Annotated in this window: 23 protein-coding genes and 2 riboswitches; of the genes, 11 read left to right on the top strand and 12 right to left on the bottom strand. The window is 71.4% G+C overall.

What is annotated here, in order from left to right:
- Positions 1 to 200: 200 nt before the first annotated feature.
- Entirely contained in the window at positions 201 to 833 is a 633-nt protein-coding gene (locus tag KVT44_RS02150) for a response regulator transcription factor (protein WP_217565962.1), read from the top strand.
- Between the two features lie 34 nt (positions 834 to 867).
- Here the strand turns inward: KVT44_RS02150 and KVT44_RS02145 are convergent, their stop codons facing one another.
- From KVT44_RS02145 to KVT44_RS02130, 4 genes are all read right to left on the bottom strand, one after another.
- Positions 868 to 1704, bottom strand: coding sequence for a hypothetical protein (locus KVT44_RS02145; protein WP_217565852.1), 837 nt, complete (start codon positions 1702 to 1704; stop codon positions 868 to 870).
- The gene (locus tag KVT44_RS02140; protein WP_217565851.1) at positions 1704 to 2243 is read right to left on the bottom strand and encodes a SigE family RNA polymerase sigma factor; all 540 of its coding nucleotides are present in this window, start codon (positions 2241 to 2243) and stop codon (positions 1704 to 1706) included. Before KVT44_RS02140 ends, KVT44_RS02145 begins: the two co-directional genes overlap by 1 nt.
- 77 nt (positions 2244 to 2320) lie before the next feature.
- Complete coding sequence (locus KVT44_RS02135) at positions 2321 to 3748, bottom strand: MFS transporter (protein ID WP_217565850.1); 1428 nt, start codon at positions 3746 to 3748, stop codon at positions 2321 to 2323.
- Positions 3749 to 3898: 150 nt separating this feature from the next.
- Positions 3899 to 5092, bottom strand: a complete 1194-nt coding sequence (locus KVT44_RS02130) for a lipid-transfer protein (protein WP_217565849.1) — start codon at positions 5090 to 5092, stop codon at positions 3899 to 3901.
- A gap of 209 nt (positions 5093 to 5301) precedes the next feature.
- Between KVT44_RS02130 and KVT44_RS02125 the strand changes: the two genes are divergently transcribed.
- The 5 genes from KVT44_RS02125 (at position 5302) to KVT44_RS02105 (ending at position 11023) form a co-directional block, all read left to right on the top strand.
- The gene (locus KVT44_RS02125) at positions 5302 to 7047 is read left to right on the top strand and encodes an MFS transporter (protein ID WP_217565848.1); all 1746 of its coding nucleotides are present in this window, start codon (positions 5302 to 5304) and stop codon (positions 7045 to 7047) included.
- 171 nt (positions 7048 to 7218) lie between these two features.
- Positions 7219 to 7869, top strand: coding sequence for a class I SAM-dependent methyltransferase (locus KVT44_RS02120; RefSeq protein ID WP_217565961.1), 651 nt, complete (start codon positions 7219 to 7221; stop codon positions 7867 to 7869).
- A gap of 22 nt (positions 7870 to 7891) precedes the next feature.
- Positions 7892 to 8893 carry an N-acetylmuramoyl-L-alanine amidase gene (locus KVT44_RS02115; RefSeq protein ID WP_217565847.1) on the top strand — a complete coding sequence of 334 codons (1002 nt, stop codon included), beginning with the start codon at positions 7892 to 7894 and terminating at the stop codon, positions 8891 to 8893.
- 158 nt (positions 8894 to 9051) lie between these two features.
- A complete protein-coding gene (locus KVT44_RS02110) occupies positions 9052 to 9885 on the top strand; it encodes a hypothetical protein (protein ID WP_217565846.1) in 834 nt (277 codons plus the stop codon).
- A 127-nt stretch (positions 9886 to 10012) separates the two neighbouring features.
- Positions 10013 to 11023 carry an LLM class F420-dependent oxidoreductase gene (locus tag KVT44_RS02105; protein ID WP_217565845.1) on the top strand — a complete coding sequence of 337 codons (1011 nt, stop codon included), beginning with the start codon at positions 10013 to 10015 and terminating at the stop codon, positions 11021 to 11023.
- A gap of 62 nt (positions 11024 to 11085) precedes the next feature.
- On the opposite strand, the gene KVT44_RS02100 is transcribed toward KVT44_RS02105, so the two are convergent.
- Positions 11086 to 11649 (bottom strand): hypothetical protein, encoded by a 564-nt coding sequence (locus KVT44_RS02100; RefSeq protein WP_217565844.1) that lies wholly within the window; start codon positions 11647 to 11649, stop codon positions 11086 to 11088.
- Positions 11650 to 11806: 157 nt separating this feature from the next.
- On the opposite strand from KVT44_RS02100, the gene KVT44_RS02095 reads away from it, so the two are divergent.
- Positions 11807 to 12100, top strand: a complete 294-nt coding sequence (locus tag KVT44_RS02095) for a hypothetical protein (protein ID WP_075026594.1) — start codon at positions 11807 to 11809, stop codon at positions 12098 to 12100.
- Positions 12101 to 12128: 28 nt separating this feature from the next.
- On the opposite strand, the gene KVT44_RS02090 is transcribed toward KVT44_RS02095, so the two are convergent.
- The 3 genes from KVT44_RS02090 to KVT44_RS02080 are packed head-to-tail and all read right to left on the bottom strand — an operon-like array spanning position 12129 to position 15492.
- A complete protein-coding gene (locus KVT44_RS02090) occupies positions 12129 to 13205 on the bottom strand; it encodes a prenyltransferase (RefSeq protein WP_099922943.1) in 1077 nt (358 codons plus the stop codon).
- Entirely contained in the window at positions 13202 to 13948 is a 747-nt protein-coding gene (locus KVT44_RS02085) for a class I SAM-dependent methyltransferase (protein WP_075026596.1), read from the bottom strand. The genes KVT44_RS02090 and KVT44_RS02085 overlap by 4 nt, the downstream gene beginning before the upstream one ends.
- Positions 13942 to 15492, bottom strand: a complete 1551-nt coding sequence (locus KVT44_RS02080) for a glycosyltransferase family 4 protein (RefSeq protein WP_308313891.1) — start codon at positions 15490 to 15492, stop codon at positions 13942 to 13944. Before KVT44_RS02080 ends, KVT44_RS02085 begins: the two co-directional genes overlap by 7 nt.
- 250 nt (positions 15493 to 15742) lie before the next feature.
- Here KVT44_RS02080 and KVT44_RS02075 point away from each other — a divergent pair, with 250 nt between their 5' ends.
- A complete protein-coding gene (locus tag KVT44_RS02075; RefSeq protein ID WP_099941091.1) occupies positions 15743 to 16396 on the top strand; it encodes a TetR family transcriptional regulator in 654 nt (217 codons plus the stop codon).
- Positions 16397 to 16425: 29 nt separating this feature from the next.
- A riboswitch (TPP riboswitch) is annotated at positions 16426 to 16601 on the bottom strand.
- A 90-nt stretch (positions 16602 to 16691) separates the two neighbouring features.
- Here the strand turns inward: KVT44_RS02075 and KVT44_RS02070 are convergent.
- Together KVT44_RS02070 and KVT44_RS02065 are read right to left on the bottom strand one after the other, a co-directional pair.
- Positions 16692 to 16925 carry a ferredoxin gene (locus KVT44_RS02070; RefSeq protein ID WP_054230941.1) on the bottom strand — a complete coding sequence of 78 codons (234 nt, stop codon included), beginning with the start codon at positions 16923 to 16925 and terminating at the stop codon, positions 16692 to 16694.
- Positions 16926 to 16927: 2 nt separating this feature from the next.
- Entirely contained in the window at positions 16928 to 18385 is a 1458-nt protein-coding gene (locus tag KVT44_RS02065) for an aldehyde dehydrogenase (RefSeq protein ID WP_054230942.1), read from the bottom strand.
- A 181-nt stretch (positions 18386 to 18566) separates the two neighbouring features.
- On the opposite strand from KVT44_RS02065, the gene KVT44_RS02060 reads away from it, so the two are divergent.
- Both KVT44_RS02060 and KVT44_RS02055 read left to right on the top strand, forming a co-directional pair.
- Positions 18567 to 19604: an MBL fold metallo-hydrolase gene (locus tag KVT44_RS02060; protein WP_217565843.1), complete on the top strand. Its 1038-nt coding sequence runs from the start codon at positions 18567 to 18569 to the stop codon at positions 19602 to 19604.
- 83 nt (positions 19605 to 19687) lie between these two features.
- Positions 19688 to 20158 carry a nuclear transport factor 2 family protein gene (locus KVT44_RS02055; protein ID WP_217565842.1) on the top strand — a complete coding sequence of 157 codons (471 nt, stop codon included), beginning with the start codon at positions 19688 to 19690 and terminating at the stop codon, positions 20156 to 20158.
- On the opposite strand, the gene KVT44_RS02050 is transcribed toward KVT44_RS02055, so the two are convergent.
- The gene (locus tag KVT44_RS02050; RefSeq protein ID WP_217565841.1) at positions 20137 to 22230 is read right to left on the bottom strand and encodes a hypothetical protein; all 2094 of its coding nucleotides are present in this window, start codon (positions 22228 to 22230) and stop codon (positions 20137 to 20139) included. The two genes, KVT44_RS02055 and KVT44_RS02050, sit on opposite strands and share 22 nt — an antisense overlap.
- Positions 22231 to 22489: 259 nt before the next feature.
- Here KVT44_RS02050 and KVT44_RS02045 point away from each other — a divergent pair, with 259 nt between their 5' ends.
- Positions 22490 to 23518 (top strand): PP2C family protein-serine/threonine phosphatase, encoded by a 1029-nt coding sequence (locus KVT44_RS02045; RefSeq protein ID WP_254648806.1) that lies wholly within the window; start codon positions 22490 to 22492, stop codon positions 23516 to 23518.
- Positions 23519 to 23556: 38 nt separating this feature from the next.
- On the opposite strand, the gene KVT44_RS02040 is transcribed toward KVT44_RS02045, so the two are convergent.
- Entirely contained in the window at positions 23557 to 24225 is a 669-nt protein-coding gene (locus tag KVT44_RS02040) for a phosphotransferase family protein (RefSeq protein WP_217565839.1), read from the bottom strand.
- Positions 24226 to 24273: 48 nt separating this feature from the next.
- Positions 24274 to 24412: riboswitch (cobalamin riboswitch) on the top strand.
- The last annotated feature ends 94 nt before the right edge of the window (positions 24413 to 24506 follow it).

Raw genomic sequence — 24506 nt, 5'->3', positions numbered from 1 at the left:
AATGTCGAACGTTTGCGAATATCCGCTCGGCACAGGAACGGCAAAGGCGATCACGGAATGTCGAGGCGATTGTTTGCCCGGAGTCAAGGGCCGTCAAGACGCGCGGAGTCGAACCATGGAGAGTTTTTAATGACCGGCGAAGTACGCACCACGACGGGTCACGCGCCTTCCCCCGCCTTACGCTTGGCCCCGTGAACGAGATGCCCCGGGACCACCGGCCCACGAAGTCCGTGCGTGTCCTGCTTGCCGAGGATCAGGGAATGATGCGGGGCGCGCTCGCCCTGTTGCTGGGGATGGAGCCGGACATCGAGGTCGTCGCCCAGGTCGCGGCGGGCGACGCCATCGTGGACGCGGCGCTGACGCACCGCCCGGACGTGGCCCTGCTGGACATCGAACTGCCCGGGATGAGCGGCCTTGACGCCGCCGCCGTACTGCGCGAACAGGTGCCGGACTGCCGCGTGTTGATCCTCACCACCTTCGGCCGGCCCGGGTATCTGCGGCGCGCGATGGAGGCGGGCGCCGCCGGTTTCCTGGTCAAGGACGGCCCCGTGGAGGACCTGGCCGAGGCGATCCGGCGCGTGCTGACCGGCGAGACGGTCATCGACCCGGCGCTCGCCGCCGCCGCGTTGAGCGCCGGACCCAATCCGCTCACCGCCCGTGAGTGCGACGTCCTGAAGGCCTCGGTGGACGGCGCCACCGTCGCCGACATCGCCTCCAAGCTCCACCTCTCCGAGTCGACCGTCCGCAACTACCTCTCCTCCGCGATCGGCAAGACGAGCACCCGCAACCGCATGGAGGCGATGCGGGAGGCCCGCCAACAGGGCTGGCTCTGACCGCCGGCCGCCCGCCTCACCGCGCGCGAATCTCCTACTTCGTCACCGCCACCGCCTTGAAGGTCCTTCCCTCCGGTCCCAGGCAGACGAACCAGTCGGACCGGGAACCGTCCGCCGGGCGGATCGCATCCTCGAAGTCCCCGACGATGCCCGTGCCCGGGGCGGGCCTCGACGCCTCGGTCGTCGAGCCGTCGTCCCAGGTGCAGGTGACCTCCTGAGCGGTCGTGGCGACCTGACCGACCACGAGCCGCTGATCGGTCCCGCTCGTCGCCGTCCTGCTGGTCTCCAGGGGCATCGCGCCGGACTTGAGATCCGTGCCCGCCATGGTGTCGCCCTTCTCGAACACCCCCAGCAACTTGATCGACGTCTTGCCGTCCAAGGTCAGGCGGACGAAGTACGAGCTCTTGCCGATGAGCTCGGAGGCATCGCGCACGTTCACCCACGGCTTGCCGAGCCCGGACCCGGTCATCGCGTCCAGTTGACCCTGCGCCTCCGCCTTGTTCCGGGGCGCTCCCCAGACGTCGATGACGACCTTCCACTTCTTGCCGTGCTCGGTTCCCCTGGCCAGATCGCTGCGCTGCGGCTCGTACACATGCCGCTCGTCGCCCACCGGCGGCCGCGTCGCCGTCGGCGCGACCTTCTGCGCGTCGCCGCCCGTCACCCCGGCCAGCGCCAGCGTCCCCGTCGAACCGGCGATCACCAGCGCCGCCGCTGCCGCCAGTGCCCAGCGGCGGGCCTTGCGGCGGCGGCCACCGCGGACCACCGCCTGGTAGGGGGCTATGCCGATCTCCGCCTCGTCCGCGGCTTCGGCCAGCAGGAAGGCGATGTCCCTGTGTGTCATGTCGTGGTTCGTCTCCCGGTCCGCGCTCATCACTTCCGCCCTCCGTGCGTCACCATGTCCGCCAGGCCCGGTATGGCGCGCAGCTTCGCGATCCCCTTCGCCGCGTTGCTCTTCACCGCGCCCACCGAACAGCCCATCGCCTCCGCCGCCTGGCTCTCGCTCAGGTCCTCCCAGTACCTCAGGACCACCGCCTCGCGCTGGCGCGGCGGCAGTTGGACGAGCGCCGTCAGCAGGGCGCCGCGGTCGTCGGCCTGGGCGATCCGGTCACCTTGGTCGGGCAGCTCGTGCGTGAGCCCCGAGTCGTCCTTCGGCGCCAGGAACTCCTTGAGCCTTCTGCGGTGTTTCCGGGCATGCGCGTTGATCATCACGCGCCGTACGTAGGCCTCCGGGTCGTCGGCCGCGCCGACCCTGCGCCAGGCCACATAGACCTGCTCCAGCGTCGTCTGGACCAGGTCCTCGGCGGCGTGCTGCTCCCCCGTAAGGAGAAATGCCGTACGCATCAACCGCGGCCAGCGGCCGATGACAAAGCGCTGGAACTCCTCGTCCCGAGCCTGCTTCCGATCCCCCATGGGCACCTCCTAGATGTACAAAGGAGTCCACGAGGACCGGATTTCGTTGCCTCGACTGCAGGAGATCTTCGGCGGCCTCAGCGAGCGGAGATCTTCGAGGGCAGCCACAGCAGCATCAGCACCGCCCCGCCGAGCAGTACGTACCCGCCCGTACGGAAGGCCAGCGCGTATCCCGCCGTCAGCGCCTCGGCCGACGAGCCGCTCCCCGTACGCGAGGCCGCGATGGTCGACATGACGGCGAGTCCGAGTGAACCGCCCATCGTGCGGGAGGTGTTGACCAGCCCGGACACCAGACCGGCGTCTCCCGGCGCCGCGCCCGAGGTCGCGAGCGAGGCGAGCGGGGTCGCGGCCAGCCCCGCGCCCGCCATCATCAGGATCCCGGGGAACATGATCGCCGTCAGGTACGAGCCGTCGGCCGTCATCGTCGACTGCCAGCCGAAGCCCGCCGCGGCGACCAGCGACCCGATGACGGCGACGTTGCGCGCCCCGACCACCGGCATGAGCCGCGGTGCGAGCTTCGAGCCGAGGACCACCGCCAGTGAGCTCGGCACCAGCGCGAGCCCGGCACCCAGCGGCGAGTACCCGAGCACGTTCTGCGCGTACAGCGTCATGAAGAACCACATGCAGAACATCGCGGAGCCACACACGAACATGGCCGCGTTCGCCGACGCCACCGCCCGCACACCGAGCAGGCGCAGCGGCATCAGCGGCACCCGCGTCCGTGCCTCGACCAGGAGGAACAGGCCGATCAGCACGAGCCCGGCACACAACGGCACGAGGGTCGCGGCCGCCGCCCACCCCTCCGCCTCGGTCTGCACGATCCCGTACGCGAGGGTCGCGAGCCCCGCCGTCACCAGCAGCGCGCCCGGCAGATCGAGCCGCCGCCCGTCCCCGGCCCGGCTCTCCACGAGCCACCGTGCGGCGCCCGCCAGCACCATCGCGCCCACCGGCACGTTGATCAGCAGCACCCACCGCCACGACAGCCCGTCCACCAGCAGCCCGCCGACCAGACCACCGGCCGCCCCGCCCCCGGCGCCGACCGCCGTCCAGGTCGCGATGGCCCGGGCGCGGGCGGCGCCCTCCGGGACCGCCGAGGTGAGGATCGTCAGCGTCGAGGGCGCGAGCACCGCCGCTCCGAGACCCTGCGCGGCCCGCGCGACCAGCAGCTGCCAGCCCGCCTGGGCGAGCCCGCCGCCCAGCGAGGCCACCGTGAACAGCGCGAGCCCCACCAGGAACATCCGCTTGCGCCCGTACAGGTCACCGGCCCGCCCGCCGAGCAGCATGAACCCGGCGAAGGCGATCGCGTACGCGTTGACCACCCACTGCAGCCCCGGCGCGCTCAGCCCCAGGTCGGTCCGCATGGACGGCAGCGCCACGTTGACGACGGACACGTCTAGCACCACGAGGAACTGTCCGGCGCAGGCGAGCGCCACCACCAGCCAGGTGGGCGGCGCGACGCGAGCTGATATTCGGGTGTCTTCCGCGGCTCGAAGCATGGGTGTCATGCTCTCAACCGCCCTACGGTCCTTGCATCGGGATTTCGCCGCACTCGCCCTGGGCCACAGGTCCTAGGGCCACCCATGTACCCGGCATCGAGGCGGCCTCGAACATCGCGGCAGCCTCGAACATCGCAGCCTCGAGCGGACCCCTGGTGATCAGCCCGCCGCCCGTAGCAGCGTGACCACCGCCGCCCCGCCCAGCCCGATGTTGTGGGCGAGCCCGACCCGTGCGCCCGGCACCTGCCGGGGTCCCGCCTCGCCCCTCAACTGCCACACCAGCTCGGCCACTTGGGCGATCCCGGTCGCCCCCAGCGGATGCCCCTTGGAGATCAGCCCGCCGGACGGGTTCACGACCCACCGCCCGCCGTACGTCGTGGCCCCGGACTCGACGAGCTTGCCGGACTCCCCCTCCTCGCACATCCCGAGCGCCTCGTACGTCAGCAGCTCGTTGATGGAGAAGCAGTCGTGCAGTTCCACGACGTCCACGTCGTCGATGCCGAGTCCCGACCGCTCGTACACCTGGCGCGCGGCCTCCCGCGACATCGGCTGTCCGACGACGTCGACGCAGGAGCCGGACGCGAAGGACTCCTCGGTGTCGGTGGTCATGGCCTGCGCCACGATCTCGACGGCCTGGTGCGCCGGCTCGTGCCGCTCCAGGAACCGTTCGGACACCACGACCGCGGCGGCGGCCCCGTCCGAGGTGGGCGAGCACTGGAGTTTCGTCAGCGGCCGGTGCACGACGCGGGCGGCGAGGATCTCGTCGACCCCGTACACGTCCTGGAACTGGGCGTAGGGATTGTTCGCCGAGTGACGGTGGTTCTTGGCGCCGACGGCGGCGAGCTGTGCCTCGGTGGTGCCGTACTTCTCCATGTGCTCGCGCGCCGCGTCGCCGAAGATCTGCGCGGTGGGCGGGGACATCTCGAAGCCGTGCCGGGCGGCCATGACGCCGTAGTGGCGGGCCACCGGTGACGTCGAGAAGTCTCCCCCGTCCGCACCGCCCCCCAGCGCCCCGCGCTTCATCTTCTCGAAGCCCAGCGCGAGCACGCAGTCCGCGACCCCGCCCTCGACGAACTGCCGGGCCAGCATCAGCGCGCTCGATCCGGTGGCGCAGTTGTTGTTGACGTTGTAGACGGGGACGCCGGTCAGGCCGAGTTCGTACGCGGCGCGCTGGCCGGCGGTCGAGGGCTGGAAGCAGTAGCCGACAGGAACCTGTTCCACCTCGGCGTACGTGATCCCGGCGTCCGCGAGCGCGACACTTCCCGCCTCTCGCGCCATGTCCCAGTACTGCCAATCACGGGTCTCGGGCTTCTCGAACCTGGTCATCCCGACCCCGGCGACATAGGCCTTCATGGCGCGCCAGACTAGAACACGTTCCACTTACCCGCCAGGTCTGATGCCGGGTCAGTTCTTCATGGGAAGGTCAAGATTTTGTTAGTACGCCGAAGCATCGGAATAGTTGCCCAGGCGCACCGGGTTCCTGATGCACGTATCCCGCACGGATCGCCCGCCCCCTTTCTCCACCTTCCTCCCTCTCTCTTTTGGCCTGGAGGCCTCACGCAATGACGCACACGACGACCGACCAGCCCACCCGGAGGCCCGGCGGCGCGATCGTGCCGGTACTGGCCTTCGCGGGCATCGTTGTCGCGGTGATGCAGACCCTGCTCGTTCCGGTCATCAAGGACCTGCCGGAGCTGCTGGGCACCGCACCCAGCAACGCCACCTGGGTGATGACCTCGACGCTGCTCGCGGGAGCCGTGGCCACGCCGATCATGGGTCGGCTCGGTGACCTCTACGGCAAGCGGCGGATGCTGCTCGCGAGCCTGTCCGTGATGGTCGTCGGCTCGCTCATAGCCGGTTTCACCAGCGCACTGCTGGTGATGATCGTCGGCCGCGCCCTGCAGGGCTTCGCCATGGGCGCGATCCCGCTCGGCATCGGCCTGATGCGCGACATGCTGCCCCGCGAGAAGCTCGGCGAGGCGATGGCCCTCATGAGCTCCTCCATCGGCGTCGGCGGCGGACTCGCGCTGCCGGTCGCGGCCCTGGTCGCGCAGCACGCCGACTGGCACGCCCTCTTCTTCCTCGCCGCCGGTCTCGGCGCCGTCGCGATCGTCCTGACCCTCGTCGCCGTACCGGAGTCCCCGATGCGCGCCGAGGGCACCTTCGACGGACTGGGCGCGGCGGGCCTGTCCGCGGGCCTCGTCCTCTTCCTGCTGCCGATCACCAAGGGCAGCGACTGGGGCTGGACCTCGACCACCACGCTCGGCCTGTTCGCCGCGTCGGCCGTCGTCCTGCTCCTGTGGGGCGTGATGGAACTGCGCGTGAAGGCGCCGCTGGTCGACCTGCGCACCACCGCCCGCCGCTCGGTGCTCTTCACCAACCTCGCCTCGATCATGGTCGGCGTCTCCTTCTACGTCGTCTCACTCGTCCTGCCGCAGCTGCTCCAGCTGCCGAAGGCCACCGGCTACGGCCTCGGCCAGTCGATGGTGGTCGCGGGTCTGTGCGTGGCGCCGCTCGGCCTGACGATGATGTTCACCGCGCCGGTCTACGCCCGGATCTCCGCCAAGTACGGCCCCAAGGTCACCCTGATCCTCGGCATGCTGATCATCGCGATCGGCTACGGCGCCGGCCTCGGTCTGATGAGCGCCGCCTGGCAGACCATCGTGATCTCGGTGGTCCTGGGCGCGGGCATCGGCCTCGCCTACTCCTCGCTGCCCGCGCTGATCGTCGGCTCCGTCCCGGCCTCGGAGACGGGCGCGGCCAACGGCCTCAACACCCTGATGCGCTCGATCGGCACGTCGGTCTCCAGCGCCGTCATCGGCATGGTCCTCGCCAACACCGCGAACAACGTCGGGGGCCTCGAGGTCCCCACCATGCACGGCTTCCGGGTCTCCTTCCTGATCGCCACCGGCGCGGTCGCCATCGGTCTGCTCTTCGCCCTGCTGCTGCCGGGCCGGCGCCCGGCGACCAAGCCGCAGCTGCGCGCGAGCAGCGAGGAGGACGCGACCCTGGAGCGCGCCCAAGAGGTGCTCCGCGGCTTCCGCGGCCGGGTGCTGGACGCCGACGGCGGCACGGTCGCCCGTGCCAAGGTCACCCTGATCGACCGGCGCGGCCGCCAGGCGGGCGCCACGCTCTCCGAGGCGGACGGCAGCTATGTGCTCGCCGTGCCCGCCGAGGGCGCGTACGTCCTCGCCGCCAGGGCACCGGGCCACGGCCCGCTCGCCTCCTCGGCGACCCACTCCGGCGACGACCGCCCCGTCGAGCTGGACCTCGCGCTGCCGAGCGAGACCGTTCCGGCCCAGGCCTGACCCGAACGACAGGCCCTGGGGCCCGGCCCATCCCCACCACACCCCCGTCGCCGCTGCGGCGGGGGTGTGGTGCACCATGGGGCGCTCACAGGCACGTACACGCGGACCCGCACAGGCAGACGTGCGACGCTGCCGTTCGCACCCGATGGAGGACCCCCGATGCAGGACCCCATGCCCGCGGCACCCAAGCCGGAGATCCTGGCCGCCTTCGAGGCCGCGAAGGGGTTCATGCCGCTCCATGAGGGGCTCGCGCTGTACGAGGCCGCGGCCGAGGCGGGCCGGCTCGGACTGCCCCTGCTCGAGGTCGGCACGTACTGCGGGCGCTCCACGATCCTGCTCGCGGACGCGGCGCGCGCGGCCGGGGTGACGGCCATCACCGTCGACCACCACCGGGGCAGCGAGGAGCAGCAGCCCGGGTGGGAGTACCACGACCCGGCCACGGTCGACCCCGAGATCGGCCGGATGGACACCCTTCCCACCTTCCGCCGCACCCTCCACAAGGCGGGCCTTGAGGATCAGGTGGTCGCGATGGTCGGCCGTTCGCCGCAGATCGCCGCCTTCTGGCGCACGCCCCTCGGTCTCGTCTTCATCGACGGCGGCCACACGGACGAGCACGCCTCCGGCGACTACGAGGGCTGGGCGCCGCACGTCGCCGAGGGCGGCCTCCTCCTCATCCACGACGTGTTCCCCGACCCGGCCGACGAGTTCACCGGCCAGGCCCCCTACCGCGTCTACCTCCGGGCCCTGGAGTCCGGCGCGTTCACCGAGGTCTCGGCGACCGACTCACTGCGCGTCCTGCGGCGAACGGGAGCGGGGATCTGAGCGCGCGGTTAGAGTCGCAGACGTGTCGTACGTAGGTCCTGACTTCGATCCTCCCGGCCCCCGCCGCTCCCGGCGTGGGCCGATGACGGTGGCGGTCGCCGCGCTGGTGCCGGGGGCGCTGGTGGGGTGGCTGGTGTGGCAGGCCGTGGGTGACTCGGGCGGCGGGGGCAGTACGTCCGCCACGTCGACGACCTCCTCCGGCGCACCCGGGGCTTCCTCCGCGGCACCCGGATCCGCCTCCGCCGCGGCGCGGACACCGAGCGCGTCCGGGACGGACGACGGGAAGCCGCCGAGCTCGACCTTCTCCGGCCCCGCCACTCCCGCGGCCTCGGACCTGCCCGCCGCCGCGGGACCGCTCAAGGGCAAGGTCGTCGTCATCGACCCGGGCCACAACCCCGGCAACTTCCAGCACTCGGCCGACATCAACCGCAAGGTGAACATCGGCACCAACTGGAAGGAGTGCGACACGACCGGCACGTCGACCAACGCGGGTTACACGGAAGCCCGGTTCACGCTCGACGTCGCCCGCCGGCTGCGTACGCTCCTGCAACGGGAGGGCGCCACGGTGAAGTTCACCCAGGACGGCGACCGTTCCTGGGGCCCGTGCGTCGACGAGCGGGCCCGCATCGGCAACGACGCGCACGCCGACGCGGTCGTCTCCATCCACGCGGACGGCTCCGCGGCCGGCAACCGCGGCTTCCACGTCATCCTCCCCGCGTCCGTCCACTCCGGCGGCGCCGACACCCGCGCGATCGTCGCCCCCTCCCGCGATCTCGGCGAGCGCATCGCGGGCAACTTCGTCCGGGACACCGGCAGCGCGCCCTCCAACTACGTCGGCGGCGGCACCGGACTCGACGTCCGCAGTGATCTCGGCGGTCTCAATCTGTCAACGGTTCCGAAGGTGTTCATCGAGTGCGGCAACATGCGCGATAGCAAGGACGCTGCGTTGCTGACCAGTGGCGCATGGCGGCAGAAGGCGGCGCGTGGGATCTCTGAGGGAATCGTGAGTTTCCTGCGCGGGTAGTGATCGGCGGATCGAACCCGACGGACACCCTGATCGGACGGGCGATAGTGTCGTCCCTACGATGAGGTGCCACCCCCGCGCTTCACACCAGGGCCTTACGGCGACATGGTGTCAGCGACGCCTCCACCGACGACGAGACGACTGACGAAGGACCTGAAGTGAATATCCGCTCCCTCACTCGAGGCGACGGCGTGGTGATCGGAGCAGCGGTATTGCTGTTCATCGCGTCGTTCCTCGACATTTTTTCGATCGACGGGGCCTCGAGCAGTGCCAATATCCCCAGCGCATGGTCGAGCGGACCGCTGCTGCTGAGCGTGGTCCTGGCCGGCATCGTCGGGGCCGCGCTGGTCGTCGTCTCCCACGGCCTGCCGCAGGTGCCCAAGATCGTCGGACTCGACCTCGGCCAGTTCGGCGTCGCCTTCACGGTCTTCGCCGCGTGGAGCGCGCTCGGGAACGTCTTCGACCCGATGGGTGGCGTCGACAACGCCGGCAGCGGGGACAGCGGTGTCAGCGCCGGCACCGGCCTCATCCTCGCGTTCATCGCGACGCTGATCATGGCCGCCGGCGCCATCGCCACCCCGCTCGTCCCGGCCCTGCAGGCCGCGCTCGTCCCCGCCCCCAAGCCCGCCGCGCCCCAGCCCTATGGCGCCCAGCCGCCCGGGGGTTACGGTTACCCCGGTGCCCAGCAGCCGGGTCAGGCCTTCGGGGGTCAGCCGCAGCAGGGGCAGGCGTTCGGCGGTCAGCCCAGCCAGCCGCAGCAGGCGCCGACCCCGCAACCGCAGCCGCCCGCCGGTGACTTCTCGCCGTTCTGGTTCGCCGTACCGGTGCCGCGTCCGCTGTTCGCGGAGGACGGTTCGCAGGCGCCGATCGCCGAACTCGCGCCGGGTACCTGGTACCTGGCCGTGGAGCAGCGCGGCGCGAACCTGGTGGCGCAGACGCAGGACGGCCGTCGCGGCGTGCTGCAGGACACCTCCGGGATCCAGCGCGGCTGACCCGCCTCGTCCCTCCCGTACGGCCTCCTACGGCCCCTCGTCCTTCCGGGCGGGGGGCCGTTGCCGTACAGTCGGCTGGCCCGCACGTGACTGACGTCCCGTCAGAACCAGACACCTGGAGGGGTTCATGCGGCTCGGCCTCGCACTCGGCTACTGGGGGCGCGGCCCCTCCGCGGACCATCTGCCGCTCGCCCAGGAGGCGGAGCGGCTCGGCTATCACTCCGTGTGGACCGCCGAGTCCTGGGGCTCGGACGTCTTCACCCCGCTGACCTGGATCGCCGCGCACACGACCCGTATCCGGCTCGGCACGGCCGTCGCGCAGATGGCCGCCCGCTCCCCCACGACCACCGCGATGCACGCGCTCACCCTCGACCACCTCTCGGGTGGGCGCATGATGCTCGGCCTCGGGCTGTCGGGGCCACAGGTCGTGGAGGGCTGGTACGGGCGTCCGTTCCCGAAGTCGCCGCTGACCGCGACCCGGGAGTACGTCGATGTCGTACGCCAAGTCCTCAGACGCGAAGGGCCCGTCGAGCTCGACGGGCGCTTCCACAAGCACCCCTACCGGGGCGAGGACGGCACCGGGCTCGGCAAGCCGCTGAAGCCGATCACGCATCCGCTCCGCGCCGACCTGCCGATCCTGCTCGGCGCCGAGGGGCCGAAGAACATCGCGCAGACGACCCGGATCGCGGACGGCTGGCTGCCGCTGTACTGGTCACCGACCCGCCCAGGGGCCTACGAGGCCGCGCTGAGCGATCTTCCCGCCGACTTCCTCGTCGCGCCCATGGCCCACGTCCGCGTCTGCGACGACGTCGCCAAAGGGCTGCTGCCCGTGAAGGCGATGCTCGGCTTCTACATCGGCGGAATGGGGCACGCGGCGCGCAACTTCCACGCCGATCTGATGGCACGGATGGGGTACGAGGAGGAGGCCCGGCTCATCCAGGAGCTGTTCCTCGCCGGACACCGCCAGGAAGCGGTGCTCGCCGTCCCGGACGCGTTCGCCGACGAGATCTCCCTCGTCGGACCGCGTGAACGCATCGCCGAGCGGCTGGAGTTGTGGCGCAAGGGCCCGGTGACGGACCTGCTGGTCCTGTCACCGGACCCTCACACGCTACGGGTCCTCGCCGAGCTCAACTCCTAGCCCCGGTACGGTCCACGGTCCTCGCCGAGCTCAACTCCTGGGAACGGCACGGCGGGCGGGGCTCAGCCGCCGGACAGCTGCGAGGTCGACGGCACCTTGTCGGTGACCGGGGCGCCCGCGCTCTTGCCCGCGTCCTTCACCTTGTTGATGATGTCGTCGAAGGCACCCGCGGTCGCGTCCGTCGAGTCGCCCTTGCGGAGCTTGGACGGCAGGTTCTTGAGGGAGTCGATGCCGGCGCTGAGCGGGGCGAGAGCCTTGGAGAGAGTGGGGTCGCCCTCGGCGTTCCTCTTCGCGGCCTTGAGCCGGTTGTACGCGAACGTGCCGGCCAGGGCCGCCTTGATCAGGGCGGTCCTGCGGCCCTTGGCGCCCTTCTTGAACTTGCCGGCCTTCCAGGGCTTCACGATCCACTGGTAGGTGGCTCCGGCGGCCAGGCCCGCGTTCGCCACGAAGCGGGTCTTGGAGAGCTTCTGTTTCTCCACGGTGCTGCTGCTGGACGGGGTGGCGGCCGCCACGACGGCGGCGGCGTCCTTGGTGGCGCTGCTGCCACTGCCGCAGGCCGTGGCGCCGGCGAGCAGGGCGCAACAGACGGTGAGCGCCACGACGAGGCGCCGTATCGGTACGGGCACGGGGTCCTCCGGGGAAGGGAACGGTTCTCCCGGTTTCCCGGGAGACACGGCTCTTCCAGCAGGCTCACCCGAACACGGTCGCTGCGCCACTCGAGCGACCCGTACGGGTGCCGTACCCCGCGGGTTTCATCCACGGATACGCGGCAACCCGGAGGTCATGTCCCCTCGATATCGCAACGGTTCCAACCAAGCGGGCACGGTCATCGCGATCGTCGCCGACGTGATGGCCGTCATCCTCGGCCTGTGGATCCTGATGTACCTCCTGGACGCGAACCGGGCCAACGACCTGGTCCAGTTCGTCCACAACGTGGCGAGCTGGCTGGCCGGCTGGTCCCGCGACCTGTTCACCTTCGACAGGGCGTGGGCACGCGTGGTCGCGGGTTACGGCCTCGCCGCCGTCGTGTACCTCTTCGTCGGCCACGCCATCGCCAATCGCATGCACCGCCACTGAGCCGACCCCGCAGGGCTGCCGACAGGTCCTAGCAGCACTCCGCGTCGAGGCCCAGCGGCAGGCGCTCGCCGCTGAAGACCGCGCAGGTCGGCTCGTCGCCGCCGAGCGCGGCGACGGCGAGGAGCAGCGAGCCGGCCGTCCAGCTGGTGAGTTCCTCGGGCCAGATCGTCCGGGCGTCGAAGACGTAGCCCGTCCAGTAGAGGCCCGTCTTCGGGTCGCGCAGGTGCTGGATGGACTGGAGGATCTCCAGGGCACGGTCGGACTCGCCCACGGCCCACAGCGCCAGGGCGAGTTCGGCCGACTCGCCGCCGGTCACCCACGGGTTGGGCACCACACAGCGCACGCCGAGCCCCGGGACCACGAACCGGTCCCAGCCCTCCGCTATCCGGGCCTCGGCCTCGGCGCCGGTCAACGCGCCGCCGAGCACCGGGTAGTACCAGTCCATCGAGTAGCGGTCCTTGTCGAGGAACCGCTCGGGGTGCCTGCGGATCGCGTGCCGCAGCGCGCCGACCGCCAACTCCCAGTCGGGCTGCGGCTCTTCACGCTGCTCGGCGATGGCGAGCGCGCAGCGCAGCGCGTGGTGGATGGACGAACTCCCGGTCAGCAGGCCGTCCTCGACCGCCGTGCCGTCGTCCTCGCGCTTCCAGCCGATCTGCCCGCCGGGCTGCTGGAGGCGCAGCACGAACTCCACGGCCGCGTAGACCGCGGGCCACATCCGGTCGAGGAAGGCGTCGTCGCCGGTGGCGAGGTAGTGGTGCCAGACGCCGACCGCGATGTAGGCGCAGAAGTTGGTCTCCCGGCCGCGGTCGGTGACGTCGTCCGCGTCCCCGTCGGCGTACGCCGCGTACCAGGAACCGTCCTGGTTCTGGTGCCGGGCCAGCCACTCGTACGCCCGCTCGGCCGCCTCGTGCTCCCCCGCCGCGTCCAGTGCCATGGCCGCCTCGGTGTGGTCCCACGGGTCGAGGTGGTGCCCGCGGAACCACGGTATGGCGCCGTCGGGTCGCTGCACCCCGAGGACGGCCCGCACCGTGGCGGCGGCCTCCTCCGCGGTGAGGACCCCGGGCAGGACGAGGTGTTCTGTCCGGGGCGTGCGTGGAGTCGTCACGAAGCGTCCACCGCGGCGGAGTCGAGGGGCAGGTGGGGCTTGGTCGCGTACGCCACGAAGCTCTTGCCGATCAGCGGGTTCAGCGCGTTCTCGGCGACCCGGGTGGCCAGGGGCTTCTTCATGATGTCCCAGACCAGCAGCTTGTGGTACGCCCGCACGGGCAGCGCCTTGTCGTTGTCGACGCCGAACGCGCACTTCAGCCACCAGTAGGGGCTGTGCAGGGCGTGGGCGTGATGGGTGCCGTACGGCTTGAGCCCGGCCTCCTTCATCTTGCCCAGCAGTTCGTCCGCCTTGTAGATGCGGATGTGGCCGCCCTCGACCTCGTGGTACGCGTCGGACAGGGTCCAGCAGACCTTCTCCGGTCCGTAGCGCGGCACGGTGATCGCTATACGCCCGCCCGGCTTCAGCACGCGCACCATCTCGGCGAGGACGCCCTTGTCGTCCGGGATGTGCTCCATGACCTCGGAGATGATCACGACGTCGAAGGACGCGTCGGGGAAGGGCAGCGCGAGCGCGTCGCCCTCCATCGCGGTCGCGGTGGCGCCGGCCGGGGCCTCGCCCGCCTCCTTCATCGCCGCGAACCACTTGGCGACCTCGCGGATCTCCTCGCCGTTCTGGTCCAGCGCGACGACCTGGGCGCCGCGCCGGTAGCACTCGAACGCGTGCCGGCCGGCACCGCATCCGAGGTCCAGTACGCGGTCGCCCGGGGCGAGCGGGAACCGGGAGAAGTCGACGGTCAGCACGTGGCCCTGCTTTCACGATCGGAGGTGGGAGTGACGCCCGTCGCCGGGCCGAAATCTACGGGGCCGGGGGTACCCACGGGGCCGGGGGTGGGCTCCGCCGTGGCGACGGCAGCCGGGGTCGCGGCAGCCAGGGTGGCGAACTGGTCGGCCGTGGTCCCGGCGGGCGCGGAGCGGACGGGTGTGGGTGTGCGGGGCTCGATGGGGGTCCCCCCGCGCGAGCGGAGCCGAGCGTGGGAGAGGGCCATCGCCTCGCGGTAGTGGGCCACCGTGCCCTCGGCGGCGAGGGCCCAGGTGAAGCGGTCCAGTACCCGCGCGCGTCCGGCGGAGCCGAGCCGTACCCCGAGCTCCGGGTCGCCCAGCACCCGGCTCAGCGCGGCGGCCAGCGCCCCCGAGTCGCCGGGCGGAACCGCGAGGCAGGTCTCGCCGTCGGGTCCGGCGACCTCCGGGATCGCCCCGCCGGTGGTGGCCACCAGCGGCGTCCCCGTGGCCATCGCCTCGGCGGCGGGCAGGGAGAACCCCTCGTACAGGGAGGGCACGCAGGCGACCTCGGCGGACCGTACGAGGTCGACGAGCTCCGCGTCCGAGATGCCCTTGACGAACTCGACGGCGCGCTCGAGGCCGTACCGCTCTATGGCCTGGGCGACCGGCCCGTCCTCGGCACGCTTGCCGACGACGACGAGATGCGCGCCGGGGTGCTCGGTGCGCACCTTGGCGAGCGCCTCGACGAGGTGGATGAGCCCCTTGAGGGGCACGTCCGCGCTGGACGTGGTGACGATCCGGCCCGGCACCTGCGGCACGGACGGATCGGGCGAGAAGAGGTCGGTGTCCGCGCCGATGTGCACGACGTGGACACGGTCCCGGGCGACGCCCAGGTGGTCGACGATCTCCTGCTGCGAGCTGCCGGAGACGGTGAGCACGGACGGCAGACGGCGCGCGACCCGCTTCTGCATGCGCGTGAAGGCGTACCAACGGCGTACGGACGCGCGGCGTCGGCGCCCCTCGGCGGCGTCGAGCTCCAACTGGCGGTCGACGGTGATGGGGTGGTGGATGGTGGTGACCAGCGGCGCGCCGACGTCGCCCAGCAGCCCGTACCCGAGCGTCTGGTTGTCGTGCACGACGTCGAAGTCCCCGCGCCGGGCGCGCAGATGGCGGCGGGCGCGCAGGGAGAAGGTCAGGGGTTCGGGGAAGCCGCCGGTCCACATCGTGCCGACCTCGACCGCGTCGATCCAGTCGCGGAACTCCTCGCGCTTCGGGGTGCGAAAGGGGTCCGGCTGGCGGTACAGGTCGAGGCTGGGCAGTTCCGTGAGCGTGAGGTTGTGGCTGAGCTCGGGGAGGTTCTCGTCCAGCACGGGGTACGGCTGGGATCCGATGACCTCGACCCGGTGGCCCAGGCGGGCCAGTTCGCGCGACAGGTGCCGTACGTACACGCCCTGACCGCCGCAGAACGGGTTCCCCTTGTACGTGAGGAGCGCGATGCGCAACGGTCCGTCACCGTTGGTGGCCGCGCCCGCTCCGGGGCCCGCCTCCATGGCCTCAGCGGTCACTTACGGCCCCCTTCTCCCTGCACATTCCCGCGAGATTACGCCGGGACGCTAATCTAGAACAAGTTTCAGACTTGATCGTTCGAGGAGCACTGAATCTACCGGCAGGTAGCGTCTCTGTGAGCAGTGGATCAGGTGATCCGCGCCACGACGGAAGCGTCGGGACGGATGACATGACGGATGTGTTCTGACCCACGGAAGTGTCTGCCATGCTGTCTCGTCGCTCCTCCAGCTGAACCACGGAACGGGACCCATGCCTGCGGAAGTCAAGGTGGAAGCCAAGTCCGCGCGACCCGCCGCGCAGCCGGCCTCTCCCCCGCTCACCGAGCGGCAGGAGGCACGCCGCCGCCGGATCCTGCACGCGAGCGCGCAGTTGGCCAGCCGGGGCGGCTTCGACGCGGTGCAGATGCGCGAGGTCGCGGAGTCCTCGCAGGTCGCCCTCGGCACGCTGTACCGCTACTTCCCCTCGAAGGTCCATCTGCTGGTCGCCACCATGCAGGACCAGTTGGAGCACATGCACGGCACCCTCCGCAAGAAGCCGCCGGCCGGGGACACGGCGGCGGAGCGGGTGGCGGAGACGCTGATGCGGGCCTTCCGCGCCCTGCAGCGCGAGCCGCACCTCGCCGATGCCATGGTCCGCGCGCTGACCTTCGCGGACCGCAGTGTGAGCCCCGAGGTCGACCAGGTGTCCCGGCAGACCACGGTGATCATCCTGGACGCGATGGGGCTGGACGACCCGAGCCCCGCCCAGCTCTCCGCGGTCCGGGTCATCGAGCACACCTGGCACTCGGCCCTGATCACCTGGCTCTCCGGCCGCGCCTCCATCGCCCAGGTCAAGATCGACATCGAGACGGTGTGCCGCCTGATCGACCTGACGGAGCCGACGGAGCCGACCGAGAAGCCCTAGGCAAGGTGTCGGTGCACGGAGGCATGTGAAAACCTACGAGACGGGTTCCCTTCGCCGGCATGGTCCGGATCAGGTGATGGAGGTCGCCTTCCGGTCCGACTACTACCTTCAGGCCTCTCAGCCCGACCGTCGACGTCGGCCCCGGCGGAAGTTGCTGCCTCTCGCCAAAGTCGGCTACTCCGGTTGAACTCCCTCACTCGCCTCGTAGGCCACTACCAGCATAGAACGCCTACACCCGAATGAAACCACCCAAAGAGGGACTTTTTTTCAGGATCGCGCCCGACCTCTCCCGCCCTCAGTCCTCCGGTGGAAACACCGGCTCCCCGCTGCCCAGCAGTGTGATCATGATGGCCTCCACCGGACAGCTCTCCGCCGCCTCCAGGATCTTCTCGTTGGCGTCGGTCTCCGCCTCGGCCGGATGCGACTGCATGGCCGTGTCGAGCCGGAAGGCCTCCGGGGCGCGGTGGACGCACTGGGCGGAGCCGATGCAGACGGAGCGGTCGACCTCGACCCCCCAGCGGTCGCCCATCCTCAGGCCTCCCAGCCGGCCGGCAGGTGGATCATCTTGTGCTCGAGGAACTCGCCGTACCCCTCGGGCCCGAACTCCCGCCCCAGCCCCGAGTTCTTGTAGCCGCCGAAGGGGCCGAGCATGTCGAGGCTGAAGGTGTTCACGGAGTACGTGCCGGTACGGACCTGCCGCGCGACGTCGATGCCGTGCGCGACGTCCGCCGTCCAGACGCTGCCGCTCAGCCCGTAGTCGGAGTCGTTGGCGATCTTCACGGCCTCGTCCTCGTCGCCGTACGGGAGGAGGCAGATCACCGGCCCGAAGATCTCCTCCCGAGCGATCCGCATGGAGTTGTCGACGTCTCCGAAGAGGGTCGGCTCGACGTACCAGCCCCGGTCGAGCCCGTGCGGACGGCCACCGCCGGTGAGGATCTTGGCGCCTTCCTCCTGGCCGATGCGGATGTAGTCGAGGTTGCGCTGCTGCTGGCGCCTTGCGACCAGTGGGCCGACCTGGGTGGCCGGGTCCAGCGGGTCCCCGACGACCAGCGCGCCCGCCGCCGCGGCGAAGGCGTCCGCGAACTCGTCGTAGCGCGAGCGCGGCAGCAGGATCCGGGTCTGCGCGACGCACGCCTGCCCGTTGTTCATCCAGGCCGCCGAGACGATTCCGGGGACGGCGGTGGCGAGGTCCGCGTCCGGCAGGACCACCGCCGCCGACTTCCCGCCCAGCTCCAGCGTCACACGGGTGAGGTTGCGCGAGGCGACCTCCATCACGCGCCGGCCGGCCGCGACCGATCCGGTGAAGGAGACCTTGTCGATGCCGGGGTGTCCGACCAGGTACTCGCTGACCTCGCGGTCGGCGGGCAGGATCGACAGGACGCCCTCCGGCAGCCCGGCCTCCTTCGCGATCTCGCCCAGCAGATAGGCGTCCAGGGGCGATTCGGGCGACGGCTTCAGTACGACCGTGCAGCCGGTCAGCAGCGCGGGCGCGAGCTTGGCGGCCGCCACGAACTGCGGCACGTTCCACGGCACCACGGCCGCGACCACGCCCACCGGCTCGCGCCGCACGAGGATCCGCCCGAGGACGCCGTCGCGTGTCTCCTCGTACGTGAAGTTCCGCGCGACCGTGAGCGCCGCGTCCCACACCATCATCGCGCCGAGGGCCTGCGCGAGGACGCTCCAGGAGTACGGGGAGCCGTTCTCGGAGGAGATGACCCGGGCGATCTCCTCGTGCCGTACCGCGATCCCGTCCTTGATCCGGGTGACGACCTCGATCCGCTCGTCGAGGCTCATCCGGGGCCAGGGTCCTTCGTCGAACGCCCGGCGCGCGACGGCGACCGCCCGGTCCACGTCCTCGGTCGACGCGTGCGGGACGCGTCCGATGACCTCCTCGGTGTGCGGCGAGATCACCTCGATGACGTCCTTGCCCAGGGGGTCCGTCAACTCCCCGCCTATGAACAGCTGTCCGTGCTCCACGAGCTCGGTCATGACCGACCGCCTCCCTGGTTTCTGACGCTTCATCAGATATGAGAACTGATACCAGCTCCGGTCGGAGGAGTCCACGGGCCGGACCCATGACTCGCGCAGCGCCCACAGAACGGTTGGTTTGAGCACCCAATGGAATCGGTTCTAGTTATAGTGGCGAGAACACGGCGATTGGTGGGAACCCATGACGCAGGTGACCGATCACGGCGGGGGCGTACGGTCGATCAGGGTCCCCATCCCGGACAACCCGCTCGGCACGACGCTGGTCCATCTCGTCGACACCGATCTAGGCCCCGTGCTGATCGACACCGGCTGGGACGACCCGGCCTCCTGGGACGCCCTCGCCGCCGGGCTCACCGCCTGCGGCGTCTCCGTCGCCGAGGTGCACGGCGTGGTCATCACCCACCACCACCCCGACCACCACGGTCTGTCGGGCAAGGTGCGGGAGGCCTCCGGGGCGTGGATCGCGATGCACGCGCTGGACACCGCGATCGTGCGGCGGACCCGGGAGAACCGGCCCGACCGCTGGTTCTCCTACTTGGCGGACAAGCTGGCGTCCTCGGGCGCCCCCGAGGAGCACGTGGCCCTGCTGCGCGCGGCCCGCACGGCCCGGCTCTCCACCGGCCTGCCCGCCTTCGCCCCCGCGCTACCCGACCGCGAGATCGTCCCCGGCGAGCTCCTCGACCTGGCGGGCCGCCGCCTGCGCGCGATCTGGACCCCCGGCCACACGCCCGGCCACGTCTGCCTCCACCTGGAGGAGACCCACCCGGCCGCTCTCCCGGGCAACGGCCGCCTCTTCTCCGGCGACCACCTGCTCCCGAAGATCACCCCGCACATCGGCCTGTACGAGGATCCCGACGACGCCACGGTCGCCGATCCCCTCGGCGACTATCTGGACGCCCTGGAGCGCGTCGGCCGGCTGAACCCTGCCGAGGTGCTCCCGGCCCACCAGCACGCCTTCACCGACGCGCCCGGCCGCGTGCGGGAGTTGCTCGCCCACCATGAGGACCGGCTCACCGGTCTGCTCGCCCTCCTGTCGACCCCGCTCACCGCCTGGCAGCTCGCCGAGCGCATGGAGTGGAACCGCCCGTGGGACCAGATCCCCTTCACCTCCCGCAACATCGCGGTGTCGGAGGCCGAGGCCCATGTGCGCCGGCTGGTGAAACTAGGCCGGGCGGAGGCGGTGACGGGGAGTGATCCGGTGACGTACGTGGCTCTGTAACGCGTTCGCGAGGCGCAGTACCGCGTTCGCGTGGCGCTGTAATGCGTTGGAGACGGCAAGCCCGGAGCTGATAGCAACAGCTCATGGACCCTCTCGAACAGCCCGCCCTCGAACGACTTCTCGCCGAGCGCGCCTGCGAGCGTCTCGTCCTCGACTTCGTCCACCGTCTCGACCTCGGTGAACCCGGCTCCGTCGCCGACCTGTTCACCGAGGACGGCGCCTGGCGGTGGCCGGAGGGCGATCGGCTCGTCGAGGGGCGTGCCGCCCTGCGCACGTACTTCGGCGCGCGCCCCGCGGACCGGCTCTCGCGCCGCATGATGGCGAACGTCCTGGTCACCGTGGACTCACCGACCCAGGCGCGGGCCACCTCGTACTTCACCACCTACCGGGTCGACGGCCACACCGGCGGCATGGTCCCGGCCGGACCTCCCGTGCAGATCGGTCACTACGAGGACACCTTCCGCAGGGTCGACGGGACATGGCTGCTCTCGACCCGCACCCTGTTCCTGCCCTTCGGCGGCCCCACCCCCCGTCACCGGCCCTCCGCCGCGTAGTCGAGCCCCTCCTCGTACGGCATCCCGAAACCCTCCTCGTACGCCACGCGGTAGGCGCTGTCGCCGATCTCGGCGCAGATGCGCAGTTCGTGGGAACGGCGGGTGGCGAGGAGGTCGGGCGAGTCCATCTGGGCCCGGCCGGTGAGTTCCCAGACGCGTTCGCCGATGCCGAGGAGGCGGGCGGCGCGCAGGCCGTCGCCGGCCGCGACGACGGCGGCGGCCAGGACGTCCAGCGCGATGGCCGCGCCGACGGTGTTGTGCAGCAGGCCGTGCCCGGCGAGCGCGGTGCGGGCGTTGTCGACGGCGGCGCGGACCTCGCCGCGGGCCAGGTCCGTCTGGGCGACGATCCCGTCGGCGAAGGCGCCCGCCCACGACTCCCCGCACTCCACGCTGGCCTCGCGCACCTCCTCGGCCACCGTCCGCGCCCGGTCGTGGTCGCCGCGCAGGAGGTGCGAGAAGGACAGCGCCACCCGGACCTGGAGCTGGGCGGCCCCGAACCCGTCCTGCCTGATGGGCAGTCGGGGCGTGGCGGACAGCACTTCGATCGCCTCACCCAGCCGGCCGCTCAGGGCCAGCCGGCCCCCGGTGAGGTACGCGGCGGCCACCACGGCCACCGGGTCGGCCTGGGTGTCCGCCGCGTCCGTACAGCGCTCCGCCCAGTCCGCCGCGACCTCCAGGTCGCCCTGGAGCAGCGCCACCGCGCCACGTGCCCACAGGGCGCGGGTGCGGTCGGGTCCGGGCGGCGGGTCGGCGGCGAGCGCGAGGTCCAGACAGTGCTGGGCGTCGCGCAGGGAGCCGCAGTGCCGCCACAGGAAGCCGAGGTCGGCCGCCATCCCCAGGGCGATCCGGCGGTCGGGGTCGGTGAGCGCGCAGTCCATCGCGGCGCGCAGGTTGGCGTGTTCCGTGAGGGTGCGTTCGCACCAGGCGACCTGCCGTCCGGTGTTCCACTCGGTCCATCCCTGGCGGACCAGCCGCCGGAAGTGGTCGCGGTGACGCAGCCGTACGGCGTGTTCCTCGCCGAGGGCGCGCAGCCAGTCGGCGCCGAACTCCCGGACGGTGTCGAGGAGTCGGAAGCGGGCCGGGTCGGTGCGGTGGCGCTGCACGACGGACTGCTCGACGAGCCGGGCGAGCAGTGCGGCGATCCGTCCGGCGGGCAGCGGGCCGCCCGCGCAGATCTCCTCGGCGGCGCCCACGCAGAAGCCGCCCGCGAACACCGAGAGCCGGGCCCACAGCAGCCGCTCCAGCGGTGCGCACAGCTCGTGGCTCCAGCCGATCGCCGTCCGCAGTGTCTGGTGGCGTGACGGTCGGGCACCGTCGCGCGGGGCGCTGAGCAGGTCGAGCCGGGACGGCAGGCGTTCGCCGAGCCGGCCGTGGAGCTGGGCCAGGGAGAGTTCGCAGAGGCGGGCGGCGGCGAGTTCGAGGGCGAGCGGGATGCCGTCGAGGCGGCGGCAGACGGCCTCCACGGTGGGGCGGTTGGTGTCGTCGAGGGTGAACCCGGTGAGGGCGGCGCGGTCGGCGAACAGGGTGACCGCGTCGTCGGCGACCGGCAGCAGGTCCAGGGGCAGTACGAGTTCGCCGGGCAGTCCGAGCGGTTCGCGGCTGGTGACGAGGACACGCAGGCCGGGGAGGGCGGGCAGCAGGGTCTCGACGAGTGCGGCGCAGTCCGCGAGGACGTGTTCGCAGGAGTCGAGCACCAGCAACAGCCGTTTGCCGTCGGCCCATGCGGCGACCACCTCGGTGACGGGGCCGGTGGACTGGTCGGTGAGCCGCAGCGCCTCCACGACGGCGAGGCCGACCAGGCCCGCGGTGTGCAGGGGGGAGAGTTCCACCAGCCAGACGCCGTCGGGGTAGGCCTCCTGGGCCCGGCCCAGGGCGCGCAGGGCGAGCCGGGTCTTGCCGACTCCGCCGACGCCGACGACGCTCAGGAGCCGGTGTATGCCCACCGAGGGGTCCAACTCCGTCTCCAGCCACCGGAGTTCCTCCCGCCGTCCGACGAAGCCGTGCGTCTCGGGCGGCAGATTGCCGGGGCCGCCGCCGGTCGGATGCGTCGGCTCGGTCGTTTTGTCGGACACAGCAACCAGTCTGGACGGATCATGACCGGCTCCGGCGACGGTCCGAGAACTCGGACAGAAGAGCGTCGGCACCTCGACAGTTCCGGGCACCTTTCGACGAGATGCGATCAACTCCCTGTTGGTGAGGGTGCGGCGGTCTTCGTTCGGAGATCGTCGGGTGATGGGCACGAGGGAGCAGGGGCAGCGAGATCGACGAGAACGCCAAGAAGACCAAGGACATCAAGAACAGCGGGATCGGCCGGAGCGGCGGGAACGCCGGATGCTGCTCGCGCCGCTCGTCATCTGTCTGCTGATCGCCGTCCCGGATCTGCTCTTCGACCGGGTACCGCCACTCATCACCCTGCTGCTCATCGGCCCGCTGCTGGCCTGCGCCCGGCTCGATGTCCGGCACACCGTGCTGGTGTGCTGTTGGTCGGCCGTCCTGGGCCTGGCCATGGGGGTCGGCAACGACGCGGTGCCGAGCACCGGCTTCGGCATCCGCTGGGGCGGACTCCTCGTCGGCTGCGCGCTCACCGTGTACGCGGCCCGGCAGCGGGACCGCCTCCGCGACCGGCTGGCGCGGGCCCACGAGGTGGCCCGGGTCACCCAGACGGCGATCCTGCGGCCCATCTCCCGTACCTTCGACGGCACCCGGGTCTGTACCCGGTACCACAGCGTCTCCCACGAATCGGCCGTCGGCGGCGACCTGTACGACGTCGCGGTGACGCCGTACGGCCTGCGGGTCCTCGTCGGCGACGTACGCGGCCACGGCGTCGAGGGGCTCCGGCTGGCCGCCGACACCATCACGGCCTTCCGTGAACTCGCCTACACCTCGCCCGACCTGACGACCCTCACCGCCGAACTCGACGCCCTTCTCACCCCCGAACTGGGCCCCGAGGACTTCGTCACCGCGGTGCTCGCCGAGTTCGCGCCCGGCGAGGTGCGGCTCGTCAACTGCGGCCATCCGCCCCCGCTGCGCTCCGGCCGGCGCATCGAACTCCTCGAACCCCTCGTCCCCACCACGCCGTTGGGCCTCGGTCCCGATCCGCGCCAGTACCGCGTCCGGCTCCAGCCCGGCGACCGGCTGCTCCTCTACACCGACGGCCTCACCGAGGCCCGTGACGCGGAGGGCGCCCACTTCCCCCTCCTCGGCGAGGCGGCGCTCGCCCTGCGCGAGCCGCTCCCCGACGACGCCCTGCGAGTCCTGCACGCCCGCCTGCTCGCCCACACCGGCACCGCCCTCGCCGACGATCTCGCCCTGGTCCTGTGCCAGCCCACGGAGGCAACGATTCCGGCAGCCGTGCCGTGACCGATGCCGTTGATGCGAGACATCTGGCGCCACACCACTCAGTGAAGCAACGCCCGGATCAACTCCTCGGCATCCCCGAGGAGTTGGACCTCATGTGCGCTCATGGTCGGATTGGCGGCCCGCCGCACCCGCGCCTCCGCAAGCCCCTGCCGCGTCACCCGGTCCGCGTTCCCGTCGAGCATCGCGACCAGCGTCTCGCGGGCCAACTCCGCGTAGACCTCACCACCGACGGCGACCTGCGCGAGGATCACGGCGGACATGCCCCAGTCCAGGCCGGGCGGCCCGTCCTCGGCGTTGGACCAGTCGATGACCTTCGGGCCGTCCGGGGTGAGCATCACGTTGTCCGGGTGCAGATCCAGGTGCAGTACGCGGACGCCCGCGTCGCCGGAACCCCGACCGGGCACGGCGTGCAGCGCGCGCAGCAGTCCGGCAAGCACGCCACCACCCTCCCGCGCGCCGATCTCCCCCGCCTCGAACGCCGCCAGCATGGTCGGCCCCGAAAGCCGCTCCATCACCATCTCGGTCCGGCTCGCCGCCCGCACGGCCGGCACCGGATACCCGTGCCCCCGCACGTACTCCATCACCGCCGCCTCGGCCGCCGCGTCCCCCCACCCGTCCCGATCCCGCCGCACCACCCAGCCCCGCTCCCCCTCCACCTCGAAGACATCCGCCGAACGCCCCGAACCGATCAGTCTCCCCGTCCGCATGCCGCCGAACCTATCCACCGTCGCAGCCACTCCTCAGGCGGTTCCTACGGGCCGGTACAGTGAGCAGGTCGTCATCACACCCGTACGCGGAGAAGCCGGTGCAATTCCGGCGCTGACCCGCAACCGTGAACCACCTGCGCGAAGCCGCACGGTGGTGAGCCGGATCGCCTCGTCCGGGACGTGACCGGCTCGTGCCACCGGCAGCCCGTCGGTGGCCGGCACCGTCGAGGGATACGGGGCCGGAGCCGCTCGGGGCCAAGCCTGCGCCCGGTGCTGCCCGG

The organism is Streptomyces sp. GbtcB7 (assembly GCF_019091445.1).
Taxonomy (GTDB): Bacteria; Actinomycetota; Actinomycetes; order Streptomycetales; family Streptomycetaceae; genus Streptomyces; species Streptomyces mirabilis.
Note: the sequence above shows the minus strand (reverse complement) of the source record. Positions and strands in the feature narration are given on the sequence as shown.